Source organism: Thiomonas sp. FB-Cd, assembly GCF_000733775.1.
In the GTDB taxonomy this organism is placed as follows: Bacteria; Pseudomonadota; Gammaproteobacteria; order Burkholderiales; family Burkholderiaceae_C; genus Thiomonas_A.
Genome location: NZ_JPOE01000002.1, coordinates 1,147,282 through 1,171,980, shown reverse-complemented (window position 1 = coordinate 1,171,980; position 24,699 = coordinate 1,147,282). Strand labels below are relative to the sequence as shown.

12 protein-coding genes and 3 pseudogenes are annotated in these 24,699 nt (G+C 66.7%); 8 read left to right on the top strand and 7 right to left on the bottom strand.

Features of this window, described 5'->3' with window-relative positions:
- The first annotated feature begins 67 nt into the window (after positions 1 to 67).
- From CD04_RS0105720 to CD04_RS0105705, 4 genes are all read left to right on the top strand, one after another.
- On the top strand, positions 68 to 2,146 hold the full coding sequence (locus CD04_RS0105720; RefSeq protein WP_051848964.1) for an EAL domain-containing protein: 2,079 nt from the start codon (positions 68 to 70) through the stop codon (positions 2,144 to 2,146).
- Positions 2,147 to 2,293: 147 nt separating this feature from the next.
- On the top strand, positions 2,294 to 6,661 hold the full coding sequence (locus CD04_RS22485) for an EAL domain-containing protein (protein ID WP_197033038.1): 4,368 nt from the start codon (positions 2,294 to 2,296) through the stop codon (positions 6,659 to 6,661).
- A 118-nt stretch (positions 6,662 to 6,779) separates the two neighbouring features.
- Complete coding sequence (locus CD04_RS0105710) at positions 6,780 to 7,250, top strand: hypothetical protein (RefSeq protein WP_156030112.1); 471 nt, start codon at positions 6,780 to 6,782, stop codon at positions 7,248 to 7,250.
- A gap of 35 nt (positions 7,251 to 7,285) precedes the next feature.
- On the top strand, positions 7,286 to 8,527 hold the full coding sequence (locus CD04_RS0105705; RefSeq protein WP_031404905.1) for a GGDEF domain-containing protein: 1,242 nt from the start codon (positions 7,286 to 7,288) through the stop codon (positions 8,525 to 8,527).
- Positions 8,528 to 8,598: 71 nt separating this feature from the next.
- Here the strand turns inward: CD04_RS0105705 and CD04_RS0105700 are convergent, their stop codons facing one another.
- Entirely contained in the window at positions 8,599 to 11,253 is a 2,655-nt protein-coding gene (locus CD04_RS0105700; protein WP_031404903.1) for a bifunctional acetate--CoA ligase family protein/GNAT family N-acetyltransferase, read from the bottom strand.
- Between the two features lie 417 nt (positions 11,254 to 11,670).
- Between CD04_RS0105700 and CD04_RS24445 the strand changes: the two are divergent.
- Both CD04_RS24445 and CD04_RS0105690 read left to right on the top strand, forming a co-directional pair.
- Positions 11,671 to 12,622 (top strand): annotated as a pseudogene (locus CD04_RS24445) (DnaJ C-terminal domain-containing protein).
- A 14-nt stretch (positions 12,623 to 12,636) separates the two neighbouring features.
- Positions 12,637 to 12,957, top strand: a complete 321-nt coding sequence (locus CD04_RS0105690) for a chaperone modulator CbpM (protein ID WP_031404901.1) — start codon at positions 12,637 to 12,639, stop codon at positions 12,955 to 12,957.
- 18 nt (positions 12,958 to 12,975) lie between these two features.
- Here CD04_RS0105690 and CD04_RS0105685 read toward each other — a convergent pair whose 3' ends face one another.
- Positions 12,976 to 15,597 carry a [protein-PII] uridylyltransferase gene (locus CD04_RS0105685; protein WP_031404899.1) on the bottom strand — a complete coding sequence of 874 codons (2,622 nt, stop codon included), beginning with the start codon at positions 15,595 to 15,597 and terminating at the stop codon, positions 12,976 to 12,978.
- A 10-nt stretch (positions 15,598 to 15,607) separates the two neighbouring features.
- The gene (map, locus tag CD04_RS0105680; protein WP_031404898.1) at positions 15,608 to 16,426 is read right to left on the bottom strand and encodes a type I methionyl aminopeptidase; all 819 of its coding nucleotides are present in this window, start codon (positions 16,424 to 16,426) and stop codon (positions 15,608 to 15,610) included.
- 305 nt (positions 16,427 to 16,731) lie between these two features.
- Here map and purL point away from each other — a divergent pair, with 305 nt between their 5' ends.
- Both purL and CD04_RS0105670 read left to right on the top strand, forming a co-directional pair.
- Entirely contained in the window at positions 16,732 to 20,715 is a 3,984-nt protein-coding gene (purL, locus tag CD04_RS0105675; protein WP_031404896.1) for a phosphoribosylformylglycinamidine synthase, read from the top strand.
- A gap of 25 nt (positions 20,716 to 20,740) precedes the next feature.
- The gene (locus CD04_RS0105670) at positions 20,741 to 21,451 is read left to right on the top strand and encodes a DUF1624 domain-containing protein (protein WP_031404893.1); all 711 of its coding nucleotides are present in this window, start codon (positions 20,741 to 20,743) and stop codon (positions 21,449 to 21,451) included.
- Between the two features lie 124 nt (positions 21,452 to 21,575).
- Here the strand turns inward: CD04_RS0105670 and CD04_RS25195 are convergent, their stop codons facing one another.
- The 4 genes and pseudogenes from CD04_RS25195 to CD04_RS0105655 all read right to left on the bottom strand — a co-directional run.
- Positions 21,576 to 21,938 (bottom strand): CZB domain-containing protein, encoded by a 363-nt coding sequence (locus CD04_RS25195; RefSeq protein WP_255333628.1) that lies wholly within the window; start codon positions 21,936 to 21,938, stop codon positions 21,576 to 21,578.
- Between the two features lie 42 nt (positions 21,939 to 21,980).
- A pseudogene (locus tag CD04_RS25190) lies at positions 21,981 to 22,226 on the bottom strand (methyl-accepting chemotaxis protein); the annotation flags it as partial.
- A 1,098-nt stretch (positions 22,227 to 23,324) separates the two neighbouring features.
- A complete protein-coding gene (locus tag CD04_RS0105660) occupies positions 23,325 to 23,717 on the bottom strand; it encodes a hypothetical protein (RefSeq protein WP_031404890.1) in 393 nt (130 codons plus the stop codon).
- A 200-nt stretch (positions 23,718 to 23,917) separates the two neighbouring features.
- Positions 23,918 to 24,553, bottom strand: a pseudogene (locus CD04_RS0105655) (IS1595 family transposase); the annotation flags it as partial.
- Between the last annotated feature and the right edge of the window lie 146 nt (positions 24,554 to 24,699).

The window sequence follows — 24,699 nt, the reverse complement described above, 5'->3', positions numbered from 1 at the left end:
CATCGATTCCACAGGACGGCAACCGCGCGGCTTGAACGCGTGCTGAGAGGCAACTTCAGGAAATCCAATGATGCAGGGTGATGCAAACAACGTTGATGCCTATGGCGCGTGGATTGAAGCGGCGCTTGAGCCCATCAGGGAGCCCATGGCGCAGCTTTCGGAGCAGTTCGCAGCCGCGTTTTGCGATGCACTGAGCAGCGCGGCGCACACGGCCGAAATCATCGGCCGGCTCGGTCCGAGCGAATTTTCCCAGCTTCAACGCCGTCAGGCACAGCACCTGATCGCGCTTCTGGATCCGGCTCTGACCGGACCTGAGCACCTTGCACAGGCGGAGCACGTGGGTCGCGCGCATGCGCTCGTGGGCGTGGACATTCTGTGGGTCATCGAGGCCTTCAGTCTGTACCAGCAGCACATTCACCAGTTGCTGGGGCCGCTCCTGCCGGCATCCGAGCAGCGCGAGCACGTCATGCGCGTCGTCAGCCGGCGCATCCTGCTCGACCTGGCAGGGCAAGTCTCCAGCTTGCGGCGCATCGAGGTGGAGACCGCACTGGCGCTGTCCCAGATCGACCAGCATGTGCTGGGAGCCGCCAACCTGGCCGATCTGATCCGCGGGGTGCTGGCCGCAATCGGTGGGCTGGATGGCGACGTCTGCGGATTTTTCGCGCGCGCCGACGCCTACGGGCAATTGCAGATCGAGGCGTCATTCGGCGTGGCGGCGGACCGTTATCACCAGGCCATGGAAGCGGGCCTGATCCCCAAGATCAGCATCGATCCCGAGGCGCCCGCAGGGCAGGGACCGGGCGGGCGCGCGTGGCGCAGCGGGCAGATCGTGGCCACCGATGCCTGGGCGTTGGAAGCGGGTCCGGTGCCCTGGCGCTCGATTGGCTCGCAGCTTGGCTTTCGCTCCAGCGCCGCGGTGCCGCTGCTGGACGCATCGGGCCGTTCCATCGCCCTGTTGAGCCTGTACAGCGCCTGGCCGGGCTATTTTTCGACCCTTCGCCTCAGCAGCTTTTTGCAACACGTGCAGCTGGTGCTCGGGCACGGGATTGAGCAGCGCAACCACGCCAGTGTCATCCCGCTGCGCGAGCAGCAGGGGTATCGGCAACTGCTGGAACGCCAGCGCGTGGTCATGGCGTACCAACCCATCATCAGCTTGCGCGACGGCAGGCTCCTCAAGCTGGAGGCCCTCGCCCGGCTGCAAGGCGACGACGGCGAGCTGATCGCACCGCTGCGCTTTCTTCCGGCATTCGGCCATGCGGAACTCCTGCAGCTGCTCGAGCTGGGATTGCGCCAGGCCTGTGCCGACTGCCGGGAGCTGGAGCGCCAGGGTCTGCGAACGCACATCGCGATCAATTTCCCCGCCCAGGGCCTGGGCGATCCCCGCTATGAGGCGGTCCTGTTCAAGGTGCTTGATGCGTGCGGCCTCGGCGTCGACCGCTTGCAGCTCGAAGTCCTGGAGACGCAGGATGGCGACAGCCAGACCGAGTTGCGCCAGAGCTTCGTGCAGCGGCTGCGCGAGCAAGGCATCCGGTTCGCCCAGGACGATCTGGGCTCGGGCCACAGCTCCCTGCTGCGCATGGACCAGTACGCGTTCGATGAGGTCAAGATCGACCAGGGCCTGGTGCGCGGTGCGTTGCGCAAGCCTCAACGCGCCCTGGAGTTCATCGTGTACCTGGTGCGACTCGCCCATGCGTTCGACACGGCGGTGACCGTGGAAGGCCTGGAGAACCTGGGGATGATCGAGGCCGCGGCAATTCTGGGCGCGGACCAGGGGCAGGGCTACGGCATCGCCAGGCCCATGCCGGCCGCCGAGGTCATGGCCTGGCAGCGCAGCTATCGCTACCCGGTTGATCCCCAGACTCCCCGCACGGCGCTTGGTGCCATGGCGGGATACCTGCTGTGGGACATGCAAATGGCCGCGCTGGCGGATCGACCAGCCCTCGCCGATCCGGTTCAAGGGGCAAGGAACATCGTCGAGCAGTTCGTCGCGGCCAATCAGCTGGCGGACAGCCCGCTGGGAAGAGTCTTGGCGGCAAGGGTGGGGCGCAGCCCCCGCGGTGCCGAAGCCGACGCGTTCAATCCTGTCACGCGGCTTGCGGTGATCGAGCAACTCACCGAGTGCTGGCTCGATGAAATCGGGCATTAAGCGGGCGATCCTGACCACGGGGCGACCGGCTGGCGGGGCCGGGCGCGACGCGCCATGGTGCGCACTGGCCCATCGAGGGTTCGCGCCCACCGCGTGGCGGCATCCGCCATGGCGCGCGCAGGCAGCCATGGGGCAGCAGGGGATGCCATGATGCCGCATTCGCCGTCGTTCGAGCCCGCGGCCCAGCCTGCGGACGAGGCCCAAAGGCTGGAGGCCCTGCGTGATCTGGACATTCTCGACAGTGCGCCCGAGGTGGTTTTCGATGACCTTACGGCCCTTGCGGCCCAGATCATCGGCACGCCCATTGCACTGCTTTCGCTGATTGACCGCGACCGCCAGTGGTTCAAGAGCCACCATGGCCTGGAGCTGGCGCAGACCCCGCGCGACTGGGCCTTTTGTGCGCACGCCATTCTGGGTGATGCGTTGTTCGAGGTTGCCGACGCGAGCCAGGATGCGCGCTTCGCCGGCAACCCGCTCGTGGCCGGAGACACGCACATCCGCTTTTATGCCGGGGTGCCGCTGCAGACGCAGGATGGCCATCGTCTGGGCACCTTGTGCGTGCTCGACCGCACCGCGCGCCGGCTCGACGCGCAGCAGCGCGACGCCTTGACCCGACTGAGCCGCCAGGCGGCCCACGCCATTGCGATGCGGCAGGCAACCGGGCGGCTGAGGCAGGCCCAGCAGCGTCTGCGGCGCCTGGCGGAGTTCAACGCGTTGCTGGCCCACGTCAACGAGGCGGTTGCCAGCGCGCAGGACGAGGGCGCGTTGCTGGAGTCGGTGTGCCAGCTCGCGGTGCGCTACGCACACGTTGGGCTCGCCTATGTGGCGCGGCCGGACGCTGGCGGGCGGTTCCGGTTTCTCGCGAGCGCGGGACAGACCCGCTACCTTGATGAAATCGTGATTTCCTCGCGCGCCGATGCGCCCGAAGGTCAGGGCTTCGCCGGGCGCGCCTGGCGCGAGGAGCGGTCGTTCTACGCGGATGCGTTCGCGCTGGCGCCCGAGCTTGACGCGTGGCGCGAGCAGGCCGGGCGCTATGGGCTGCAGGCCGCCGCCACCTTGCCCATCGTGCGCGAAGGCGCCGTGTGGGCCGTGCTGACGGTCCTGGACGAGAAGGCATCGGTGTTCGACGCGGATTTGCGCGCACTCATGGAGGAGCTCGCACGCAACATCGCCCGTGGACTGGAGCGCGTGAGTCTGCTGCAACGCGAGCGCGAAGCGGCCGCCATGCAAGCCGTGCTGCTCGACGCCAGCCTTGCGGCCATCGCCAGCGTGCGCGACGACCGGCTGGCGCGGGTCAACGAGCATTTCGTGCAGATGCTGGGGTACGCGCACGCGCACGAGGTCCTGGGCTTGCCCCTGGGCCCGATGTACGCCGATGCGGCCGAGTGCGCACGCGTGACGGCCTTGTGCGCACGCCTGCATGAAGGCCGGCCGCTGCGGGGGGACACGGTGCGCCTGCGCCGCAAGGATGGCGCGATCGTGCTTTGCGACTTGTCGATCGGCGTGGTCATGGAGGCTGCAGGGCGCACGATGGTGTGGACCCTTGTGGACATCACCGAGCGCCAGCGGCTGCACGTGCGGCTGGAACGCTCACTGGCCTACCAGCGCAGGCTCATGGAGAAGAATGCGGCGGGGATTTTCACGGTCGATGCCCGCGGCACCATTCAGGACGTCAACCCGGCCTTGTGCGAGATCTTCGGCTATGCACGCGAGGCCCTTGTCGGGTTCAGCACGGCGCGTCTGCATGGCGGCCAGGCGTCTGACGAGCAGTTCCACAAAATCGCCGCACAGGCGGCGCAAGACGATCTGCGGCTCAAGCGGGAACACCGCTTCCGGCATGCCGGCGGTTCAACCCTGACATGCCAGATCATGGGCGTGCCCATTGAGCTGTCCGATGGCTCGGCAGGCGTGCTTTGGAGCGTGATCGACATCACCGCCCTGCACGAAGCGCGCGAAGCCATTGCCCACCAGGCCCTGCACGATGTCCTGACGGATTTGCCCAACCGCCGCGCCCTGGAGCAGAACCTGCCGAAGGCCTTGGCACGCGCACAGCGCAACGGTTTCATGCTGGCCGTGGGCATGCTCGATCTGGATGACTTCAAACAGATCAACGACACCCATGGGCATGAAGCAGGGGACAGCCTCTTGCGGCAATTCGCCACGCAGCTGCGCTCGTGCATGCGCGCGTCCGACATGCTTGCGCGACTGGGCGGTGACGAGTTCGTCCTGGTCTTCGAGGATCTGGACGAATTGCATCACCAGCAGCAAATCGAGGCGATCCTGCGGCGTCTGCAACGGATGGTGGCGTCGCCCATTGAACTCGGCCGCGGCGCCGTTGCCAGGATCGGCATGAGCCTGGGGCTTGCGCTGTACCCGCAGGACGGCACCACGGGCGATGCGTTATTGCGTCAAGCCGACGTTTCGCTGTATGAGCTCAAGGCCCATAAGCTCACGCGGCCGCGATGGTGGCAAGTGGGGACGGGGCAGACCGCCATTTCCGAGCCCGGCGCGGGCTTCGAGCCTTTTGACGCGCAGGCGCAGGCCCTGCTCACGAGCGCAGGAGCCCACCTGCACGGCGCCATCGACCACTTCGTGCACAGGCTGCTCGAAGAGTTTGTCCATGACGTGGCCATGCACGCCATCGTCGTGCACCTGGATGAGGCGCGGATGCAGGCGCTCGGGCGTCACCAGGCCGAGCATCTGCACAAGCTCCTGGGGCCATGCGTTTCGCGCGATGAAGTGCTTGAGCGCGCGGGCAGGCTCGGCCGCATGCATGCCTTTGTCGGCGTGTCCCCCGCCTTGCTGGCCCGGGCAACCGGTCTGTACCGGCAAGTCATGGCCGAACAGCTGCGACTCGCGCCCCTCACGTCGCGCACGCGCTATCAGCTCACCCAGCTCGCCGAGGCCCGCCTGCAGGAGGATCTCCAGGCCCAGATGCAAGCGCACGACCGCACGGTGGGTGCGTACTACGCGGTGCTCGACGGGGCGATCCCCAAACCCGGAACGCTTTGGCAGGATGCGTTGGCGGACTTGCTGTCGCCCATCGGGCCACTGCCGGGGATGCGCGCTTGCCTGGCCATGCGCCCGGACAGCCACGGCCAGTTTCAGGTGGAAGCCGGTGTTGGTGAGCGCGCGCTTGCGCTCACGGAGGATCTGCATGCGCCCGCATACCAGGTGCGACAGGACGACGACACGCCGGCGGGATGCGGGCTCGTCGGCCGCGCATGGCGCCTGGGCACGATCCAGACCACGCAGCAATACGATGACGATGAGCGGCTGCATCTGTGGCAGGGCATCATGGCTGGGCACGGTGTGCGCAGCGTGGCAGCCATTCCCGTGGTGAACGCCCAGGACAAGCCGGCCTTCATCCTCGTGCTGTTTGGCGCCTATCCCAACCAGTTCGGAACGCGCTGGGCGCGGCAATTCATCCGTTCCCTGCAGCAGCGTGCGGGTCAGTTCTGGCGAGCCTGTCGCGTGTCGCCCTCGGCCATGGTGCTGCCGCACGATGTGGCGCAGGCCTACAGGAGCCGGCTGTTTCGCGGCGGCTTGTGCGTGTTCATGCAGCCGGTGGTGGATCTGCGCAGCGCAGCGGTGGACCGCGTCGAGGCGCTGGCCCGGCTGCGCCTGGATACCCAGGAGGTGGTGTCGCCCGGTGTGTTTCTTCCCCTGCTGGGCGATGGTGAGCTCGATCGCCTCTTCCGCCTCGTTCTGGAGCAGTCGCTGGAGTGTGTGAGCGCCTGGCAGGCGCAGGGGTTGCAGCTGGATGTGGCGGTGAACCTTCCGCCGTCCACGCTGCTCAACGCCCATTGCCGCCAGTGGGTGAGCGAGGCCTTGCGCGATCACGACGTCGAGCCTCGACGCCTGACCCTGGAGCTGCTGGAGACCCAGGAGCTTGATAGTGCGCTGCAAGGGCAGGCCATTGCCGGCCTTGCAGAGCTGGGAGTCAAATTGGCAATGGACGACCTGGGCTCAGGCTACAGCAGTCTGAAGCGGCTTTCCGAACTGCCCTTCGACACGATCAAGGTGGATCAGAGCCTGACCCTGAATCTGCGCAAGTCCCCTTTGCTCACGTTCAGTTTGATTCGCACGCTGATCAAGATGGCACACGATCTCGAACGTCAGGTGATCGTCGAGGGGGTGGAAGACACGGGGGCCATCGAGGCCATCATGATCCTCGGTGCAACCCATGCGCAGGGCTATGGCCTGGCACGGCCCATGCCGGCGCAGGATGTGCCGCAGTGGATCCGCACATTTGCGTTGCCCATTGCGCAGGGCCAGATTCACACCTTTCTCGGTGCCCTGGCGCACCACTGGATCCACATGCATGCCAAAGCCCAAGGTCCCACACCGCTGGATGCGTGTCCCGTGACGCAGTTTCTCGCCGAACGGGGTTTGAGCCATAGCCAGGCCGCACAGTGGCACGCGCAAGTGCACGACAAGCACGATCTGTGGCAGAGCAGTCAGCAATTCGTGGCCTGGTTGCTCGAGCAGGTGCGGCAGGAAGCGCGCGCGTGATTGGGGTGGCCCGGTGGTGCTTCCCGGTGGCGCCGTCGGCGCTTGCCGTCGCGCCGATCGTCGCCTGGCGCGGGTGCATAGGGGGCGGCAAGGGCGCCTGGGGGCAGAAAAGGGGCGAATGTGTGCATTTATTCACCGCGTGGGCGGTGGGGCGTTCCTAAACTTCGAGGCATCCAAACGGGACTGGGTGAGGGAGGCGATCATGGACGAGGAGCGGATGCAGGAGGTGGCATCGGGGCAGGCGTGGAGGCGCGGGCGCTGGCTGGCGTCGGATGCGGAGCCGGTGGTGCTGCAATCGGCGGCGCACCCGCAGGGGCATGCGGCGATGCTGGTGGGGGTGCGCGACGGCGAGCGGATCGTGGTGCTGGTGGCGCAGGCGCTGGCGGCGGAGCATGCGTACCGGGTGACGGGGTGGACGGCGGCGGCGGGGCATCGGGACGCGATGGGAGAGATGGATGCGGTGGGGACGTGGTTCGAGCTGGAGAGCTGCATGCCGGGGCGGCGCGCCGGGGAGCAGCGGCTGGGGCATTACGTGGGGTGCTGCGGCGCGTGGGGGCGCAAGGCTGAGGGCAGCCGCGGGCGATCATGACGCAGGCGCCAATCTCCCTGGGGCACCCGCACGGGGTGCAAGCGCAGCTGGCGTGGCTGGAGCGGTTGCCGGCGAGCGTGGTGGTGATCGTGGGCGACCGCTTCCGGTATGCGAATGCGGCGGCGCTGGAGCTGATGGAGGCGGGGCAGGGCGAGGCGTTTGTGGGGCGCGCGGTGGTGGATTTCATCCATCCGCTGGATCTGCACCGGGTGCTGGCGCGCATCCGGCGCGCCGAGCGCGAGGCGGTGTCGAACCCGCCCACGGAGTTTCGGGCGTTGACGTGCAGCGGGCGCCAGCGGGTGGTGGCGATGACGAGCAACCACGTGGAGCACGAGGGGCAGGGCGGGGTGCTGGCGGCGTTCCTGGACATGAGCGAGCGCGCGGCGATGGAGCAGCGGCTGCGGGAGACGGACGAGAATTTCCAGCGCATCATGAACACGATGCAGGATGTGTTTTACCGCACGGATGCGCAGGGGATCACGCGCTATGTGTGCCCGGCGGTGAAGAACGTGCTGGGGTACGAGGCGCAGGAGATCATCGGCTTGCCGGCGGCGGCGTTTTACCCGGACATGCGCGAGCGCGATGCGCTGATTGCGGCGATTCGCGAGCAGGGGTTCGTGCACGATTTTCCGGGGCGCATGCGGCGCAAGGACGGGGTGATCATCGACATATCGATCAGCACGCAGGCGCTGCGCGACGAGCAGGGGCAGTACGCTGGGGTGGAGGGGATCTGGCGCGACATCACGCAGCGCAAGGCGATGGAGCGCGAGCTCGAGCGCATGGCCACGCACGACGATCTGACGGGGCTGGCGAACCGGCGCGAGATACTGGAGCAGCTGGAGCAGGCGCTGCAGCGGCGGCGGGACCGGCGCGCGCAGTCGCCGCTGTCGGTGCTGATTCTGGATCTGGACCATTTCAAGCGCATCAACGACGGGCATGGGCATGCGGTGGGGGACCGGGTGCTGCGCCAGGTGGTGGATGTGGTGGAGGGCAGGCGGCGCAGCGTGGACCGGCTGGGGCGGCTGGGCGGGGAGGAGTTCCTGCTGATTCTGGAGGGGGCCGACGCGGACGAGGCATACCGCGCGGCCGAGCGCATCCGCCAGGGGGTGGAGGAGGCGCCGGTGGATCTGGGCGAGGGGCAGGTGACGCAGCTCACGGTGAGCATCGGGTATGCGCAGGCGCTGGCCGAAGACCGGCGCGCCAGCGACCTGCTGGAGCGCGCCGACCGCGCGCTGTATCACGCCAAGCACCTGGGGCGCAACCGGGTCTCGGCGTAAGGCGCGCACGGCCGCAGGCCGGGCGCCGCCGGATGCCGGGGCCGAAACCAGTCGCTCAGAGCTCGCGTTTGTCAGAGCTCGCGTTTGACCAACCGGAAATCGGGCTCCTCGATGCAGGGCTGGATACTGAAGCCCAGCGCCTGCATCAGCTTGAGCATGGTGGGGTTGTGCGCCAGGACAAGGCCGTAGATTTCGGTCAGGCCGCGTTCGCGCGCCACGTCGATGATGGCTTGCATCAGGCGCGAGCCGATGCCCTGTCCGCTGAACGCATCGGCAACCACCAGCGAGAACTCGCAGCTTTGCTGATCCGGACTGGTGATGTAGCGTGACACGCCGATGATGCGCTCGGGCTGCGATTCACCCTGGGGCTTGAGCACGGCCACCAGGGCCATTTCCCGGTCGTAGTCGATCAGCGTGAAGCGCGCGAGCATTCCGGGTGTGAGTTCGCTGCGCGCGGACACGAAGCGGAAGTACCGGCTCTCGGGTGACAGGCCGCGCACCAGTTCCTGCAGCATCTCGGCATCGTCGGGGCGAATCGGACGCAGGGTGTATTCGAGATCGCCCGCAAGCGGAACGGTTTGGCGGTAATACGCGGGGTAGGGCATGATGGCCAGGTGCTGATAATGCCCCGAGCCCAGCGGCTCATACTGCGCGCGCCGGATGATCATGCGGGCATCGACGGCCACTGCGCCATGCGCATCGACAATCACCGGGTTGATGTCCATCTCCTGCAGGTGGGGCAGTTCGCACACCATCTCGGACACGCGCAGCAGCAGGTGCTCCAGCGCCTGCATGTCCACGGCCGCCGCGCCATGCCACGCGCCGAGGGTTTGGGCCACGCGTGCGCGCTCGATCAGCCGGCGGGCCAGGAACTGGTTGAGCGGCGGCAGCTCGATGGCCTGGTCATGGATCAACTCGACTGCCGTGCCCCCGGCACCGAATGTGATCACGGGTCCCAGTGCAGCGTCGCAGACCACCCCGATGGCCACTTCGCGCCCGCGCTGCGCCGAGGCCATCTTCTGCACCGTCACCCCGTTGATGCGCGCCTGCGGCTGCAGGCGCTTGACGTTGTCCATCATGGTCTCGAACGTTTCCCGCACGGCCACCCCACTGCTCACGTTGAGGACCACGCCTTGGACATCCGATTTGTGGCTGACATCGGGGGAATCGATTTTCATGGCCACGGGAAACCCCATTTGGCTGGCCAGCTGCATCGCCTCGTTGGCGTTGCGTGCCTGGGCGGTGGGGGTCACGGGGATGTGAAAGGCAGCCAGGACCGCTTTGGATTCCATTTCGGTCAGCACCGTGCGCCGCTCGGCCAGGGCGCTTTCGATCACGAGGCGCGCGCACTCGACATCGGGCGCTGCAAGTCCCGTCAGGGGCGGCGGCGTTTGTTGCAGCAGCTGCTGGTTTTGATAGAAGGCGGCGATATTGCCAAACGCGCTGACTGCGGGCTCTGGCGTGCGAAACGTCGGGATGTCGGCCGATTTCAGGATCACCCGCGAACTCAACACCGTCGTCTCACCCAGCCAGCAGGCCAGCAGGGGCTTGCTGACGCTGCGCCGCATCTCGGCCAGAACCTTGGCCGTGGCCTGCGCATCGGAGTCGGGCTTGGGCGAATACACGACGAGGATGCCATCCACCGCCTGGTCATGGCTGGCCGCATCGATCGCGGCGTGAAAATGGGGTGCCAGCGCATCCTCGGACAGGTCGATGAGGTCGCTGAGCGAGGCATGCGGGGGCAGCTGCGGCTGCAGGGCCGCGGCCGCCTCGTGCGAAAGCTTGCCAAGTGTCAGGCCGATTTCGCCGATCCAGTCGGCGGCCAGCACGCCGGGTCCCCCGCCGTTGGTGACCACAGCCAGGCGCCGCCCCACCGGGCGATAGCGGGAGGCCAGGCACTTGGCCGCCGAAAACAATTCGACGAAGGAGCGCACGCGCACCGCGCCCGCGCGCCGCAGCGCGGCGTCGAACACCGCATCGGCGCCCACCAGGGCGGCGCTGTGGGTGCGCGCGGCTTCATTGCCGGCAGACGTGCGTCCGGCCTTGAGGATGATCACGGGTTTGGCACTGGCGGCACTGCGCAGTGCGCTCATGAAGCGTCGCGCGTTGCCAATGCCTTCGAGATGGACGACGATGCTGTGCGTGTGGGCGTCGCTGGCCAGGAAGTCGAGCACCTCGGGCACATCCACCGCGGCATGGGGCCCCACGGCGACGACACACGAAAAGCCCACGGCATTGTCCCGCGCCCAATCGAGCATGGACGCCGTGAGGGATCCGGACTGGGAGACGAGCGCGAGCGGACCGGGTGCAGCCAGGGGGCCGGCCGCACTGGCGTTGAGCTGCAGATGCGGACGCTGCAATCCCAGGCTGTTCGGGCCCAGCATGTGCAGACCTTCGCGCCGGGCAATGGCCTGCATCGAGGCCGCGTCGTGCGCGCTCACGCCATTGCCGAGCATGACCGCAGCCCGGCAGCCGATGCGCGCTGCAATGCCAAGCGCCGTGCTGGCGTCCTTTGGTGGCAGGGCAATGATGGCCAGATCGGCTTGCGCCTGCGAGAGCTCACCCAGCGTGCCGCTGGTTTCGACGCCGAGAAACTGCACCCGGCCACGAAATTGCTGCGCCTTGAGGGCGGCGAGCACGGTGCGTGCGAGCCCGGAGCCGTCCTCATCGGCAAACACGACGATGGCTTGCGGGGAAAGCAGCGAGGTGAGGTAGTGTCTGTCCATGGTTTGCGATGGGAAGCGGGGCCGCTCAAGACCCATGACGCCGAGGCTGGATGCCGGGGCCTGGATGGCAGGCAGCGCTGTGCCTTGCCCACGCGCGAAGGCGCGCTGTGGCGTTGGGCTGGCCAAGGCCGGCGCCTGGCACGGGGAGCAATCCCTCCATGCCCTGCATGCTAGCTCGGCCCGAAAACCGGCGCCCATGCGCAGACCACCGTGCGGGCGCGAGCCGGCGGGGTCGGCTCAAGCGTGCGCAGCCCGCCCCAAACAGGGATCGCCGGCGCCAGGCTGCACGATCGAGCGCCCCTGCGCGCGCAGGGGCGCCTCGGGGCGCTTTGCTTTGCGTTGCGCCGCGTTGTCCCGATCGACGGTAGACTCAACGCGACGCACGGCGTATGAAAAGCAACTCTTTCGGCGACAAGCATGAAATTCAAGGACTACTACGAAGTGCTGGGTGTCGAGCGTGGCGCGAGCGACGACGACATCAAGCGCGCCTACCGCAAACTGGCTCGTAAATTCCACCCCGACGTCAGCAAGGAGCCCCAGGCCGAGGAGCGTTTCAAGGAACTGGGCGAGGCATACGAGGTGTTGAAGGATCCCGAAAAGCGCGCGGCCTATGACCGCCTGGGCTCACGGTACCAGTCGGGGCAGGACTTCCAGCCGCCCCCAGACTGGGGCAGCGGCTTCGAGTTCTCGGGGCGGGTGGCGACCGGGGCATGGGCGAGGAGGAGGCCGCGGCGTTCAGCGATTTCTTTGAATCGCTGTTCGGCGGCGCTGCGCGCGGCGGCTCCCAGGCACACGCGCGGCGTTCGGCGCGCGCGGCCGATCACCATGCGCGCATCGCCATCGACCTGGAAGACGCGTTCAGTGGAGCCGAGCGCACCATCACCCTGCAAAGCCCGCAAGCGGACGCTTCAGGGCACGTGACGATGCAGGAGCGCAGCCTGCGGGTGCAGATTCCGCGCGGCGTGCGCGAGGGCCAGCGCCTGCGCCTGGCGGGGCAGGGGACGCCGGGCGCCGACGGGCACAGCGGCGACCTGTACCTGGAAATCCAGTTCAGGCCCCATGCCTGGTACCGCGTGGTGGACAAGGACCTGTACCTCACCTTGCCCGTGGCGCCCTGGGAGGCCGCGCTTGGCGGTCAGGTTGCCGCGCCGACGCCGGGCGGCACCGTGGAAGTCAACGTGCCCGCGGGTTCGCAAACCGGGCGCAAGCTGCGCCTCAAGGGGCGCGGCCTGCCAGCAGCCGAGCCCGGCGATCTGTACATCGAGCTGAAGGTCGTGCTGCCCCGGCCGACAACCCGAAGGCTGTGGAGCTGTACAAGCGCATGGCCAGCGAGCTGCGATTCAACCCGCGCCTGCACCTGGGCGTTTGAAGGGAGCCTGAGCGATGCATGTGAACGTTTTGACCGCCACACCCATGGACGAGGGCGTGCTGCTCGACCTGCAAGCCCTGACGGTGGCCTGCGCGGAGCCCGAAACCTGGGTCATGGAGCTGGTTCAGGTGGGCATTCTGGAGCCGCTTCCAAGAGCCGCGGAGGCCCCGCAGGCGTGGCGCTTTCCGGCGCAGGCCCTGTTTACCGCGCGCACCGTGCGCCGGCTTCAGCGTGACCTCGGGGTGAATCTGGAGGGCGCGGCGCTGGCGCTGGAGCTCATGGAGCAGCTGCAGGCCCTGCAGGCGCGCCTGGTGCGCGCCGGCGTCGACGACTGAGCCGCTGGGCAAGGCGGCTCAGGCCGCCTCAAGGGCCTCGAGCACGGCGGTTTCCAGCGCGAGCTGGGCCTTCTCGCTGCCCAGGCTCGCGGCCTGCAGCACGAAGGTGTCTTCCACGCGCTCGCCCAGCGTCATGATCTTGGCCAGCTGCACGCTGATCGCGCGTGCGGCCAGCACGCGCGCAATGGCGTAGAGCAAGCCCGTGCGGTCACTGGCGCGCACGCTCAGGATCCAACGCTGGCCGCGCTCATCACCGCGCAGTTCCACGCGCGGCTGCACCGGGAAATGCCGCACGCGGCGCGACACGCGGCCGCGCACCGGGTCGGGCAGGGGCCCGCGCGCCGCCAGCGTGCGGGCCAGTTCCACCTCCAGCAGCGAGATCAGGTCGCGGTAGTGCTGGGCAAGCTGCGGCTCGATGACCACGAAGCTGTCCAGCGCCCAGCCCGCGCGGGTGGTGTGGATCTTGGCGTCGAGGATGCTGAAGTTGTGCTGGTCGAAAAAGCCGCAGATGCGCGCAAACAGGTCGGGCTGGTCGGGGCAGTACACCAGCACCTCCAGGCCTTCGCCATGGGGGGCCAGGCGCGAGCTCACCACCGGCTCGGCGCTCGCGGTGCGGCGCATGAGCTGGCGCGTGTGCCAGGCCACGACGGCGGGGTCGTGGCGCAGGAAATAGCTGGCGTCCAGCGTGTCCCACAGCGCCTTGGCGCCGTGCTCGTCGATGCCATAGAGGTTGAGCAGGCGGCGCGCTTCCTGCTGGCGCTGCTGCAGTTCGGCCTGCGCATTCGGTGCCTGGCCGCCCAGCACGCGCAGCGTGGCGCGGTACAGGTCTTCCAGAAGCTTGGCCTTCCAGCCGTTCCACACCTTGGGGCTGGTGCCGCGGATGTCCGCCACGCTCAGCAGGTACAGCGCGGTCAGATGGGGCTCGTCGCCCACCAGCGCGGCAAAGCGGGTGATGACATCGGGGTCGCTCATGTCCTCCTTTTGCGCCACGCGTGACATGGTGAGGTGCTGCGCAACCAGGAAAGCGACGAAGTCGATGTCCTCGCCGCTGAGATTGTGGGCCTTGCCGAAGCGGCGGACCTCGGCCGTGCCAAGCACCGAATGGTCGCCGCCGCGACCCTTGGCGATGTCGTGGAACAGCGCGGCGAGCACCAGCCGCCAGGGCTTTTCCATGCCCGCGGCGAGCTGGGAGCAAAACGGATATTCGTGCGCGTGCTCGAGAATGAAAAACCGCCGCACGTTGCGCACCACCATCAGGATGTGCTGGTCGACCGTGTAGACGTGGAACAGGTCGTGCTGCATGCGCCCGACAATGCGCCGAAACGGCAGCAGGTAGCGCCCCAGCACGCTGGTGCGGTTCATCAGGCGCAGCGCGTGGGTCACGCCCTGGGGTGACTGCATGATGCGCAGGAACGCCGCGCGGCTGCGCGGGTCGCGCCGGAAGGCGGCGTCCATGCGCTCGCGCGCGTGGTACAGCGCGCGCAGCGTGGGCGCCGTCAGGCCGCGGATGCCCGGGGCCAGGGCGAACACCACGAACGTCTCCAGAATGGCCGGCGGGTCGCGTTCATACAACCGCAGGTCGGCGGGCTCCAGCCGGCCGTCCTTGTCCAGAAAGAGGCCGTCCTGCACGTCCGGGATGCCCGCAATCGCCCGCCCCGGCTGGGCCGCGAGCTCCGGCCACAGCCTGCCTTCGATCGTCAGCAGCACGATCTGGTTGAGTTGCTCGACGGCCTTGGCAGCCCAGTAGTACAGCTGCATCAGCCTTTCGCCCGCGCGCTTGGTGGGGTCGGGACGCAGCCCCATGGCGGCGGCCACAGTGGTTTGCAGATCGAACACCAGGCGGTCTTCGCGCCGGCCCGCGGCCACGTGCAGGTGCGCGCGGATGCGCTCGAGCATGCGCTCGTTGGTCTGGATCTTGCGGGCCTCGTAGGCGCTGAGCACGCCGCTGGCGCGAAGCTGCTGCCAGCTGGCGCCAAGCCCGGCCGCGCGTCCCACCCACAGCAGTATCTGCAGGTCGCGCAGCCCGCCTGGACTTTCCTTGCAGTTGGGCTCCAGGGCGTACGGCGTGTTTTCAAACTTGGCATGGCGCTGGCGCATCTCCAGCAGCTTGGCCTGGAAGTACGCGCGCGCATCCAGATGGGCTTCGAAGGCTTTGTGGAAACGCCCGACGAGCGCCCGATCCCCGCACAGCGCGCGCGATTCCAGCAGCGTGGTCTGCACCGTGACGTCGCGCTCGGACTCCTCAATGCAGGCCTGCACGGTGCGCACGCTCGGGCCGATTTCCAGCCCCGCGTCCCAGCACGCCGCGACAAAGCGCTCGGCCGCCTGCTGGGTGCTGGCAGCGGGCGCATCCGGCAACAGGATGAGCACGTCCACGTCGGAGTGCGGGAACAGCCGGGCGCGTCCGAAGCCGCCCACGGCCAGCAAGGCACAATCGGCCGGCATGCCGGCGTGCAGCCACAGCGCGCGCAGCGCGGCGTCCGCCGCCCGGCTCAGGCCCTGCAACAGGGGCCGCACGCGCTGGGGGTGGGCGCTGAAGTCGGCCAGCAGGGCATTGCGCGCCGTGCGCCAGGTCCCACGAATGGCGGCAACATCCGGCGCGGCGACGGCCGAAGGCTGCGGCGTGGGGACGACGGCCACTGCTGCGCGCTCAGGCGGCAGTCGCGAATTCCCGAACGAAGTCGGGTGGTGCGGGGGAGCCTTGCGAGAGGGTGAGGACTTCGTAGCCCTTTTCCGTCACCAGCACCATGTGCTCCCACTGCGCCGACAGCGAGCGGTCCTTGGTGACGATGGTCCAGCCATCGGCCATTTCGCGGATCTCGCGTCGCCCGGCGTTGATCATCGGCTCGATGGTGAAGACCATGCCCGGGCGCAGTTCATCGAGCGTGCCCGGTCTTCCATAGTGCAGGACCTGGGGATCCTCGTGAAAGTTGCGACCGATGCCGTGACCGCAGAATTCGCGCACCACGCTGTAGCCGGCGTCTTCGGCAAAGGTCTGGATGGCATGGCCGATATCGCCCAGGTGCGCGCCGGGGCGCACGCGCACGATGCCATGCCACATGGCCTCGTAGGTGATGCGGCACAGGCGCTCGACGTGGGGGGCCACCTTGCCGATGATGAACATGCGGCTGGTATCGCCATGCCAGCCGTCCTTGATGACGGTGACGTCGATGTTGATCACGTCGCCATCCTTCAGCGGCTTGTCGTTCGGGATGCCGTGGCACACCACGTGATTCACCGAGGTGCAGATCGACGCCGGGTAGGGCGTGTAGCCGGGCGGGGCGTAGTTCAGCGGGGCGGGGATGGCCTGCTGCACATTGACCGTGTAGTCATGGGCCAGGCGATCGAGCTCGCGGGTCGTGATGCCGGCCTTGACGTGCGGGGTCAGGTAGTCCAGAAGCTCCGAGCCCAGACGACCGGCGACGCGCAGCTTGGGGAAATCTTCAGGGGTTTTGATTGAAATACTCATAGCGGGCGCATTATCTCACTGGCTGCGCGCGCCGGCTGGGTGTCGCGCAGCACCCGCATCGCGCGTAAGGGCGTCCCATCTAAAATGCGCGGGGCGCACGGCCGAACCGGGGCATGATCCGGGTTGCGTGCGCGACCGGTGGCGGCTGCCTGGCGCGCCGCGCGCTTCACCCGCGTTTTTCAGGCCAGCACGCCACACGGTCGCTCTGCAGTCCCGGCTTTCCCGTTCCGCTTCACGCTTGTGCCGCTTCACGCATTCGCTTGCCCTTCGCCTTCCCCTTTCCGCACCCGCCGCGCGCGCCGTCCATGCACATTTCCACCTTCGACGGGGCCCAAGCCCTGTCGCCGTTTCGCCGCCACGCTCTGCTCCAGCGCCTGCACCAGACGCATCCAACCCTGGCGGCGTCCATTGCCGAGGTGCACGCGCGCCTGGTGCATTTCGTGGCCACCGACGCCGAGCCCGACGCAGCCCTGCGCGATCGCCTGGCGGCGCTGCTGCATTACGGCGCGCCCTACGAGGGCCCCGATGAAGGGCCAGCGCTGCTGGTCATCCCGCGCCTGGGCACCATCTCGCCATGGGCGAGCAAGGCCACCGACATCGCGCACAACTGCGGCGCGCCGGTGCGCCGGGTGGAGCGCGCGGTGGAATACCGCTTCAGCCTGAAGCCGCGCGGCCTGTTTGCCCGCACGCCTGACAGCCTGGGTGCGGACGAGCTGCAGGCCATCGCGGCGCTGCTGCATGATCGCATGACCGAAACCGTGGTGTTCGCCCGCGACGAGGCGCACCGGCTGTTCGCCGCCTTGCCCCCCAAGCCGCTGCAGACCGTGGACCTGCTGGGCGAGGGGCGCGCGGCGCTGCTGCGCGCCAACGTGGAGCAGGGTCTGGCGCTGTCGCCGGACGAGATCGACTACCTGATGGATGCCTTCGTCGGCGAACTCCGGCGCAACCCCACCGACGTCGAGTTGCTGATGTTCGCGCAGGCCAACAGCGAGCATTGCCGGCACAAGATCTTCAATGCCCAGTTCGTGATCGACGGCCAGGCGCAGCCGCAGTCCCTGTTCGGCATGATCCGCCACACGCACGCGGCAAGCCCCGCCGGCACGATCGTGGCCTATTCGGACAATGCCGCGGTGATGCAAGGCGGCGAGATCCAGCGCTGGCAGCCGCAGGGCCCGCAGCACCACTACACGGCCGAGCCGGCACTTGCGCACACGCTGATGAAGGTGGAAACGCACAATCATCCCACGGCCATCTCGCCGTTTCCCGGCGCCGCCACCGGTGCGGGTGGCGAGATTCGCGACGAGGGTGCCACTGGCCGGGGCGGGCGGCCCAAGGCGGGGCTGAGCGGATTCCACGTGTCCAACCTGCGGCTGGAGGCGCAGGCCGAGCCCTGGGAACAGGGGGACATCGGCAAGCCCGCCCACACGGCAAGCGCCCTGCAGATCATGATCGAGGGTCCGATCGGGGCGGCGGCGTTCAACAACGAGTTCGGCCGGCCCAACCTGGCCGGCGTGTTCCGCGTCTTCGAGCAGTCGGCTGGCGGGCGCACGTGGGGTTACCACAAGCCGATCATGCTGGCCGGGGGCATCGGCGAGGTGGCCGATGCGCACACCCACAAGCTGCCCTTCGCGGCCGACGCGCTGCTCGTGCAGCTCGGTGGCCCGGGCATGCGCATTGGTGTGGGCGGAGGGGCAGCCTCAAGCCTGGCCACCGGAGCCAACGCCGAGCATCTGGATTTTGATTCGGTGCAGCGTGGCAACCCCGAGATGCAGCGCCGCGCCCAGGAAGTCATCGACGCCTGCCGCGCCCTGGGTGCCGCCAACCCCATCCTTGCCATCCACGACGTGGGGGCAGGCGGGCTGTCCAACGCCTTCCCTGAACTGGTGGAGGGCGCCGGCCGCGGGGCGGATTTCGAGCTGCGCGACGTACCGGTGGAAGAAAGCGGCATGAGCCCGCGCGAGATCTGGTGCAACGAGAGCCAGGAGCGCTATGTGCTGGCCATCGCCCCGGAGGCTCTTGCGGAGTTCGCCGCGATCTGCGCACGCGAGCGCTGTCCCCACGCCGTGGTGGGGCGTGCGCAGGTCGAGCCGCGGCTGCAGGTCACCGACAAGTTGCTGCCCGAGCAGCCTGTGGACATGCCGCTGAGCGTGCTGCTGGGCAAGCCCCCGCGCATGGTGCGCACGGTGCAGCGCCAGCCGGTGGCACTGCCCGACGTGGAACTGACGGGCGTGGCGCTGGAGTGGGCGGCAACGACCGTGCTGCGGCACCCCAGCGTGGCAAGCAAGCGCTTCCTGATCACGATCGGTGACCGCACGGTGGGCGGGCTGTCCCATCGCGATCCCATGGTGGGCCCCTGGCAGGTGCCGGTGGCCGACTGCGCCATCACCCTGGCCGACTACGCCGGGGTGCGCGGCGAGGCCATGGCCATGGGCGAGCGCACGCCGCTGGCCGTCAGCCATGCGCCGGCTTCGGGGCGCATGGCAGTGGCCGAAGCGCTCACCAATGTGCTTGCAGCGCCGCTGCAAAGCCTGTCGCAGGTCAAGCTGTCGTGCAACTGGATGGCCGCGTGCGGCCAGCCGGGGCAGGACGCCGCCCTGTACGACACGGTGCAGGCGGTGGCCCTGGGGCTGTGCCCGGTGCTGGGCATCGGGGTGCCGGTGGGTAAGGATTCGCTGTCCATGCATACGCGCTGGCAGCAGGGCGAGGAGGACCGCAGCGTGACCTCGCCCGTGTCGCTCGTCGTCTCCGCGTTTGCCGTGCTGGATGACGTGCGCGGGGCGTGGACGCCGCAGTTGCGTCTGGACCAAGGCTCCAGCGTGCTGGTGCTGATTGACCTCGGCCACGGCAAGCAGCGCATGGGTGGCAGCATCCTGGCGCAGGCGCTGGAGCAGGCCGCAAGTCCAGTGCCCGACCTGGACGACGCCCAGGATCTGCTGCGTCTGACGCGGGCGCTGGCGACCTTGCGTGCGCAAGGCCGCGTGCTGGCGTACCACGACCGCAGCGACGGCGGGCTGTGGGCAGCGGTGTGTGAAATGGCGTTTGCCGGGCGCGCGGGGGTGACGCTGAACGTGGATGTGCTGATCGCCGCAGCCGAGGCTATGCCCGATGAGGGCGATGCGAAGAACTGGGCGCAGCAGGTGGGCGAGCGCCGCAACGATCTGTCGCTGCGCGCCCTGTTCAACGAGGAGCTGGGCGTGGTGCTGCAGGTGCGCGCCGCCGATCGCGACGCGGTGATGCAGATCCTGCGTGGGGAGGGCCTGTCGGCCTGCTCGCATGTGGTGGGGCAGGTCACCGAGGCGCCCGCCATCGAGGTCTGGCGCGACACCCGCAAGATCTATGGCGACAGCCGTGCCGAGCTGCTGCGGCAGTGGGACCACGTCTCGCACGCCATCGCACGAATGCGCGACAACCCGCAATGTGCCGACGCCGAACATGCGGTTGTGTGCGGCAACGATGCCGGACTGCATGCCGCGCTTGCCTTTGACATCAGCGAAGACGTGGCCGCACCCTTCATTGCGCGGGGGGCTCGACCCCGTGTGGCGATTCTGCGCGAGCAGGGGGTGAACTCCCAGCGCGAGATGGCCTGGGCGATGAACCAGGCGGGTTTCGGTGCCTACGACGTGCACATGAGCGACCTCATCGCCGGGCGTGTGCGCCTGGAGACGTTCCGCGGCTTTGTCGCATGTGGCGGCTTCAGCTATGGCGACGTGCTTGGCGCCGGCGAGGGCTGGGCGCGCTCGGTGCTCTTCAACCCCGCGCTTGCCGAGGATTTCGCGCGGTTTTTCAGCCGCACCGACACCTTTGCGCTTGGCGTGTGCAACGGCTGCCAGATGCTGGCGGCGCTCGCGCCCATGATCCCGGGCGCCCACGCATGGCCGCGCTTCACCCGCAACAAGTCCGAGCAGTACGAGGCGCGCCTTGCCATGGTGGAAGTCCTGCCCTCGTCCTCGCTGTTCTTCAGTGGCATGGCCGGCAGCCGCATGCCCATCGTGGTGGCGCACGGCGAAGGCTACGCGGACTTCTCCCAGCAGGGCGACCCGGCACGGCTGGATCCCGCGCTGCGCTTTGTGGACGGGGCAGGACAGCCAACTGAAACGTACCCGCTGAACCCCAATGGAAGCGCTGGCGGGCTGACTGGCGTGACCACGCCGGATGGGCGATTTACGGCGCTGATGCCCCATCCCGAGCGTGTTTTCCGTAGTCTTCAGTTCAGCTGGGCTGAACCGGCCTGGGGCGATGCAAGCCCATGGATGCGCATGTTCCGCAATGCGCGGGCATGGTGCGCATGAGGGCCTTGCCGTGAGGAGCGCGGGCGTGGTGCCGCGACGGCCACGACTCGGCGGGCTCGACAGCCTGCGAGGGCTCGCCATCGTCTGGATGATGAGCTTCCACTTCAGTTTCGACCTGAATTGGTTCGGCGTCATTCATACCGATTTCTACACCAGCCCCTGGTGGCTCTGGCAGCGCGTGTGCATCGTCAGCCTGTTTTTGTTCACCGCGGGGTTGGCGCAAAGTTACGGCGATGCACGCGGGCGCACCGAGCGAGCGTTCTGGAAGCGCTGGGGGCAAATCGCCGGGTGTGGCCTGCTGGTGACAGCAGGCAGCTACCTCGCGTTCCCGCACAGCTTCATCTACTTCGGCATCCTGCAGGGGGTGGCAGCCATGCTGCTGGTCCACCACATCCTTGGCCGGCGCCTGGGCGCCTGGGTGCTGCTGCTGGCGCCGCTGGCCATTGCCGCGCCCCAGTTTCTGGGGCACGCGTTCTTCAATCCACCCCTGTGGAACTGGACCGGGTTGATCACGCAAAAGCCGATCACGGAGGACTACGTCCCGTTGCTGCCCTGGATTGGCGTGTTCTGGCTTGGTGCTGGCCTTGGCGCGCTGTTGCGTCGGGCGGATTTCCGGGCGTTGGCTGCGCTGCCCAGCGTGCGCCCGCTTGGGTTTCTCGGCCGCTGGCCACTGACGATCTACATGCTGCACCAACCGCTATTGGTTGGATTGGTCTGGCTTGCGGCGCATCGGTAGCAGGCAGACCGGGCACGTCAGGCCCACGCCAGGCAGGTCTGTGCCCCGCGCTCTGCATGGGCAACTTGTGCGCAGGCCATCTGCCTTTTCCGCGCATGCCTGTGGGGGGAGCGGGTCCAATCAATCAAAATTCGGCGCTGAGCGTGTGGAGAAGTTCGATCAACTGTCGTTCCTGACCAAGCAGCGATGTGGTCATTTGAGGAATATGCTCTCGCCTGCCATCATGGGCCGCTTGCAGGATCTGGCGAGCAATGGCATGCACTTGTGCATGGGGTGTGCCGATCGACTTCAGCGTTGACAACCCGTCGATTGCCCCTTGGTCCCGAGTGTCGTACCACTGGCCAAAACTGCATTGATGGTGGTCAGGCACCGCTGAAGCCGGCATGGTGGGAGGATTGCCCTCGGCTTCGGCCAGAACTTGAATCAGAAAGTTTCTGTGATCCTCCTCCGCTGCGCGGAGCAGGGTTTGGGCGGCCAGGCGCTGCATGTCCTTCACCTGGCACTGCAGCTTTGCAACCACGGCGTCGACAGCTGCAAGTTCGTGGTTGGACTGGTTGCTCGTTGCCTCGATCTGCTGCGTATGCATGGCGATGGCATCCGTATTTCCTTCGATGCTCATGGTGATGTCCTGCACGCGGCGTGCCAGATTGCGCACTTCATCGGCGACCACCGCGAAGCCCCTGCCTGCTTCACCGGCGCGCGCGGCTTCGATGGCCGCATTGAGTGCGAGCAGATTCGTCTTGTTGGAGATCTCTTGAATACTCTGCACCAGTGAGGCAATCATCGTGACCTGTGTGAGAAGGTCACCAACGGATCGGGCGTTGCCGGCTGTTGCATCCTTGACTTTGCCGATGGCGGAATCCACTGCAGACATTGATTGGCCAACCTCAACCTCGGCTTTGATCAATGAATTCAGAACCGTCTTGAGCCGGTCGTTCAACTGCACGGCTTCGCGCCGTGCCGAAATATTGCGCAGGCTCGCATGCAGGCAAAGCGGCTCGCCGTGCACATCTCGAATGACTGCGACGACCAGCGAGAAAAGGAAGGTTCCAATCTCGATCTGCTCGTGTAGAACTGAACATTGGCCACTCATCAATTCCTGTAGCCGGTCTCGCGCGGCTTCGCCGTCGCGGAAGATGAGCTTTATCGAGTGACCCCGGATCTGGGCTGGGTCGATGCCGCCGAGATAGTTCCTGAACATGTCAGAGAACCGTGCCAGGGTGTTTTGCGCAGCGGGATTGGCGTAGAAGATGGCAAGCTCACCGGTCGCCTCGGCGAGCACATCCAGCGTTTCCAGACTGTCCAGAGTTTGCTCGATGCAGTGCTGGGTGATACTGTCCATGGGATCGTTGTCTTGATGAAATGATGGGGTGAACGCCCACAGCATCGAGCGCTTTACACCAAGCGATCAATTCCAGGACATCGGTTTCTTATAGGTTCTTGGAACTTGCGCAGGCACGGGCCTTGTCTTCAGGTTTGGCGCGCATTGGAGAACGCGGCCCGGAGGTTGTCCGTGGACCACATGAAGTGCGAGTACGCCGAATAAGGATGGAAATTGGGTTCATGTACGTTGCGGGTACCACGATTGTCTGGCCAACCATCTGCTGCAGCGTGGCGGATATCTACCACGCTGCTCGTCGACGACTTACCCGGGTGAGCGTCACGAAGAAACACTACCGTTGATGCTAGAAAGCGGGGCAGGATCAAAAATTGACGTAAATCAAACAAATGGCCGCCCGGTTGCACAGGGGCAACAGAGATGCGGCCATCGCCAAGATTTCGAAAAAACCCTGCGGCCTAGCCTGGATATTTAATCAAGTGCCAGGGCATGCAGCTTTGGCACTGCCCGGGATGCACGCGAGGCATGTGTCGCTCATCGCGGGGTTGGCACGTGCACCCACACCAGAAAAACGTCCTTGCCTTCATCTTCCGGACGCACCCCTGCACGGCATTGCATGATCTCGCCGTGCTCGAGTCTGGCTTCCACACCGTTTGGTGCCTTGTCGAGCGTCATCGGATCTCCGGGCCGCAGTGGCATCGGTTGCATCTGAATCACGAGGTCCCCGTGCCCGGTATCCCACACGAGTAAAGCGGGTACCCAGGCACCCCGGTTGGCCCCCAGAGGGTGCCAACCGGGGTGCACGCGAATGCGGCGCGGTTTGTAAGTCCCCCGGTCATCCAAACGCAGCCCTTCGGTCTTCTTCAACAATTCCTGAAGGCGCGGGTCGTTCCAATCGACATCGACGAGTCGGGACGTTGGGTCCATTGATTATTTCCCCATGCCTAGACGCAGGTCCGCGTTTGCCACGGCCTCGGCGCATGACTGAGCTTGCTCGATGCCTGCTGGGTGATCCTGTCCATGGGGTCGTGCTCTTGGTGAAGGGATGGGGACAATGCCCACAGCATCGAGCGCTTCCCACCAAGCGATCAAGCCCAAGACATCGGGTTGCGAAAAGCTCTTTGAAATGGCGGAGGTGACGTTTTGATGAATGGCATCAGGTGATCGTAATCACCACGCTCGATTCGTTGAACCCGTATCCTTCCCAATCCTTTGGGTTGCAGCATTTCCACTGCTATGGCAACCAAAACCTTGGTGGTGTTGCTCTTGCGCCCTTCAGCCGTAATCGGCTGCGTCCGGTCACTGAGAGCAAGGTAGGTTTCGTCGACCTCAACTTCCCCGTGGAGCAATTCTCTGTCCGGGCGAACCATTGCACGACGCAGTCGGTGCAGCATGGTCCACGCCGTCTCGTAGCTGCCAAGGCCAAGTACGCGCTGCAACCCCAATGCGCTGACGCCGTGTTTTTGGTTGGTGATGTACCAAATGGCGGCGAACCAGACGCGAAGTTCGGTGCGCGTCTTGTCAAAAATGGTGCCTGCAGTCACCGTCGCTTGATGTCTGCACGCCCGACAAATCAATCTGCCACGGCTGCGTCGCTGAACTTGCGATATCACCCCACACTTCGGACAAATCAGCCCGTCCGACCAGCGCATCTTTTCCAAATAATCCCGGCACGCTTGTTCAGATTGGCACCAGTCGAGGAATTGAACCCAGGTCGTTGGGTCATCCTTCCCCCCTATCGGGGGTTTTGCTGGTGCGGTCATTTGGCAATTTTGCCACTTGTGGAGCTAAAGGGATACCCCGTTCTTTTATCCAGCCTGGAGAGGAACAACAAGCGAAAACCGCCCGCTTGACCCCCTCCTGCCCGGTCGGCTTCGCTTGATCAACGCTGTGCGTCGGGCCGGGCGAG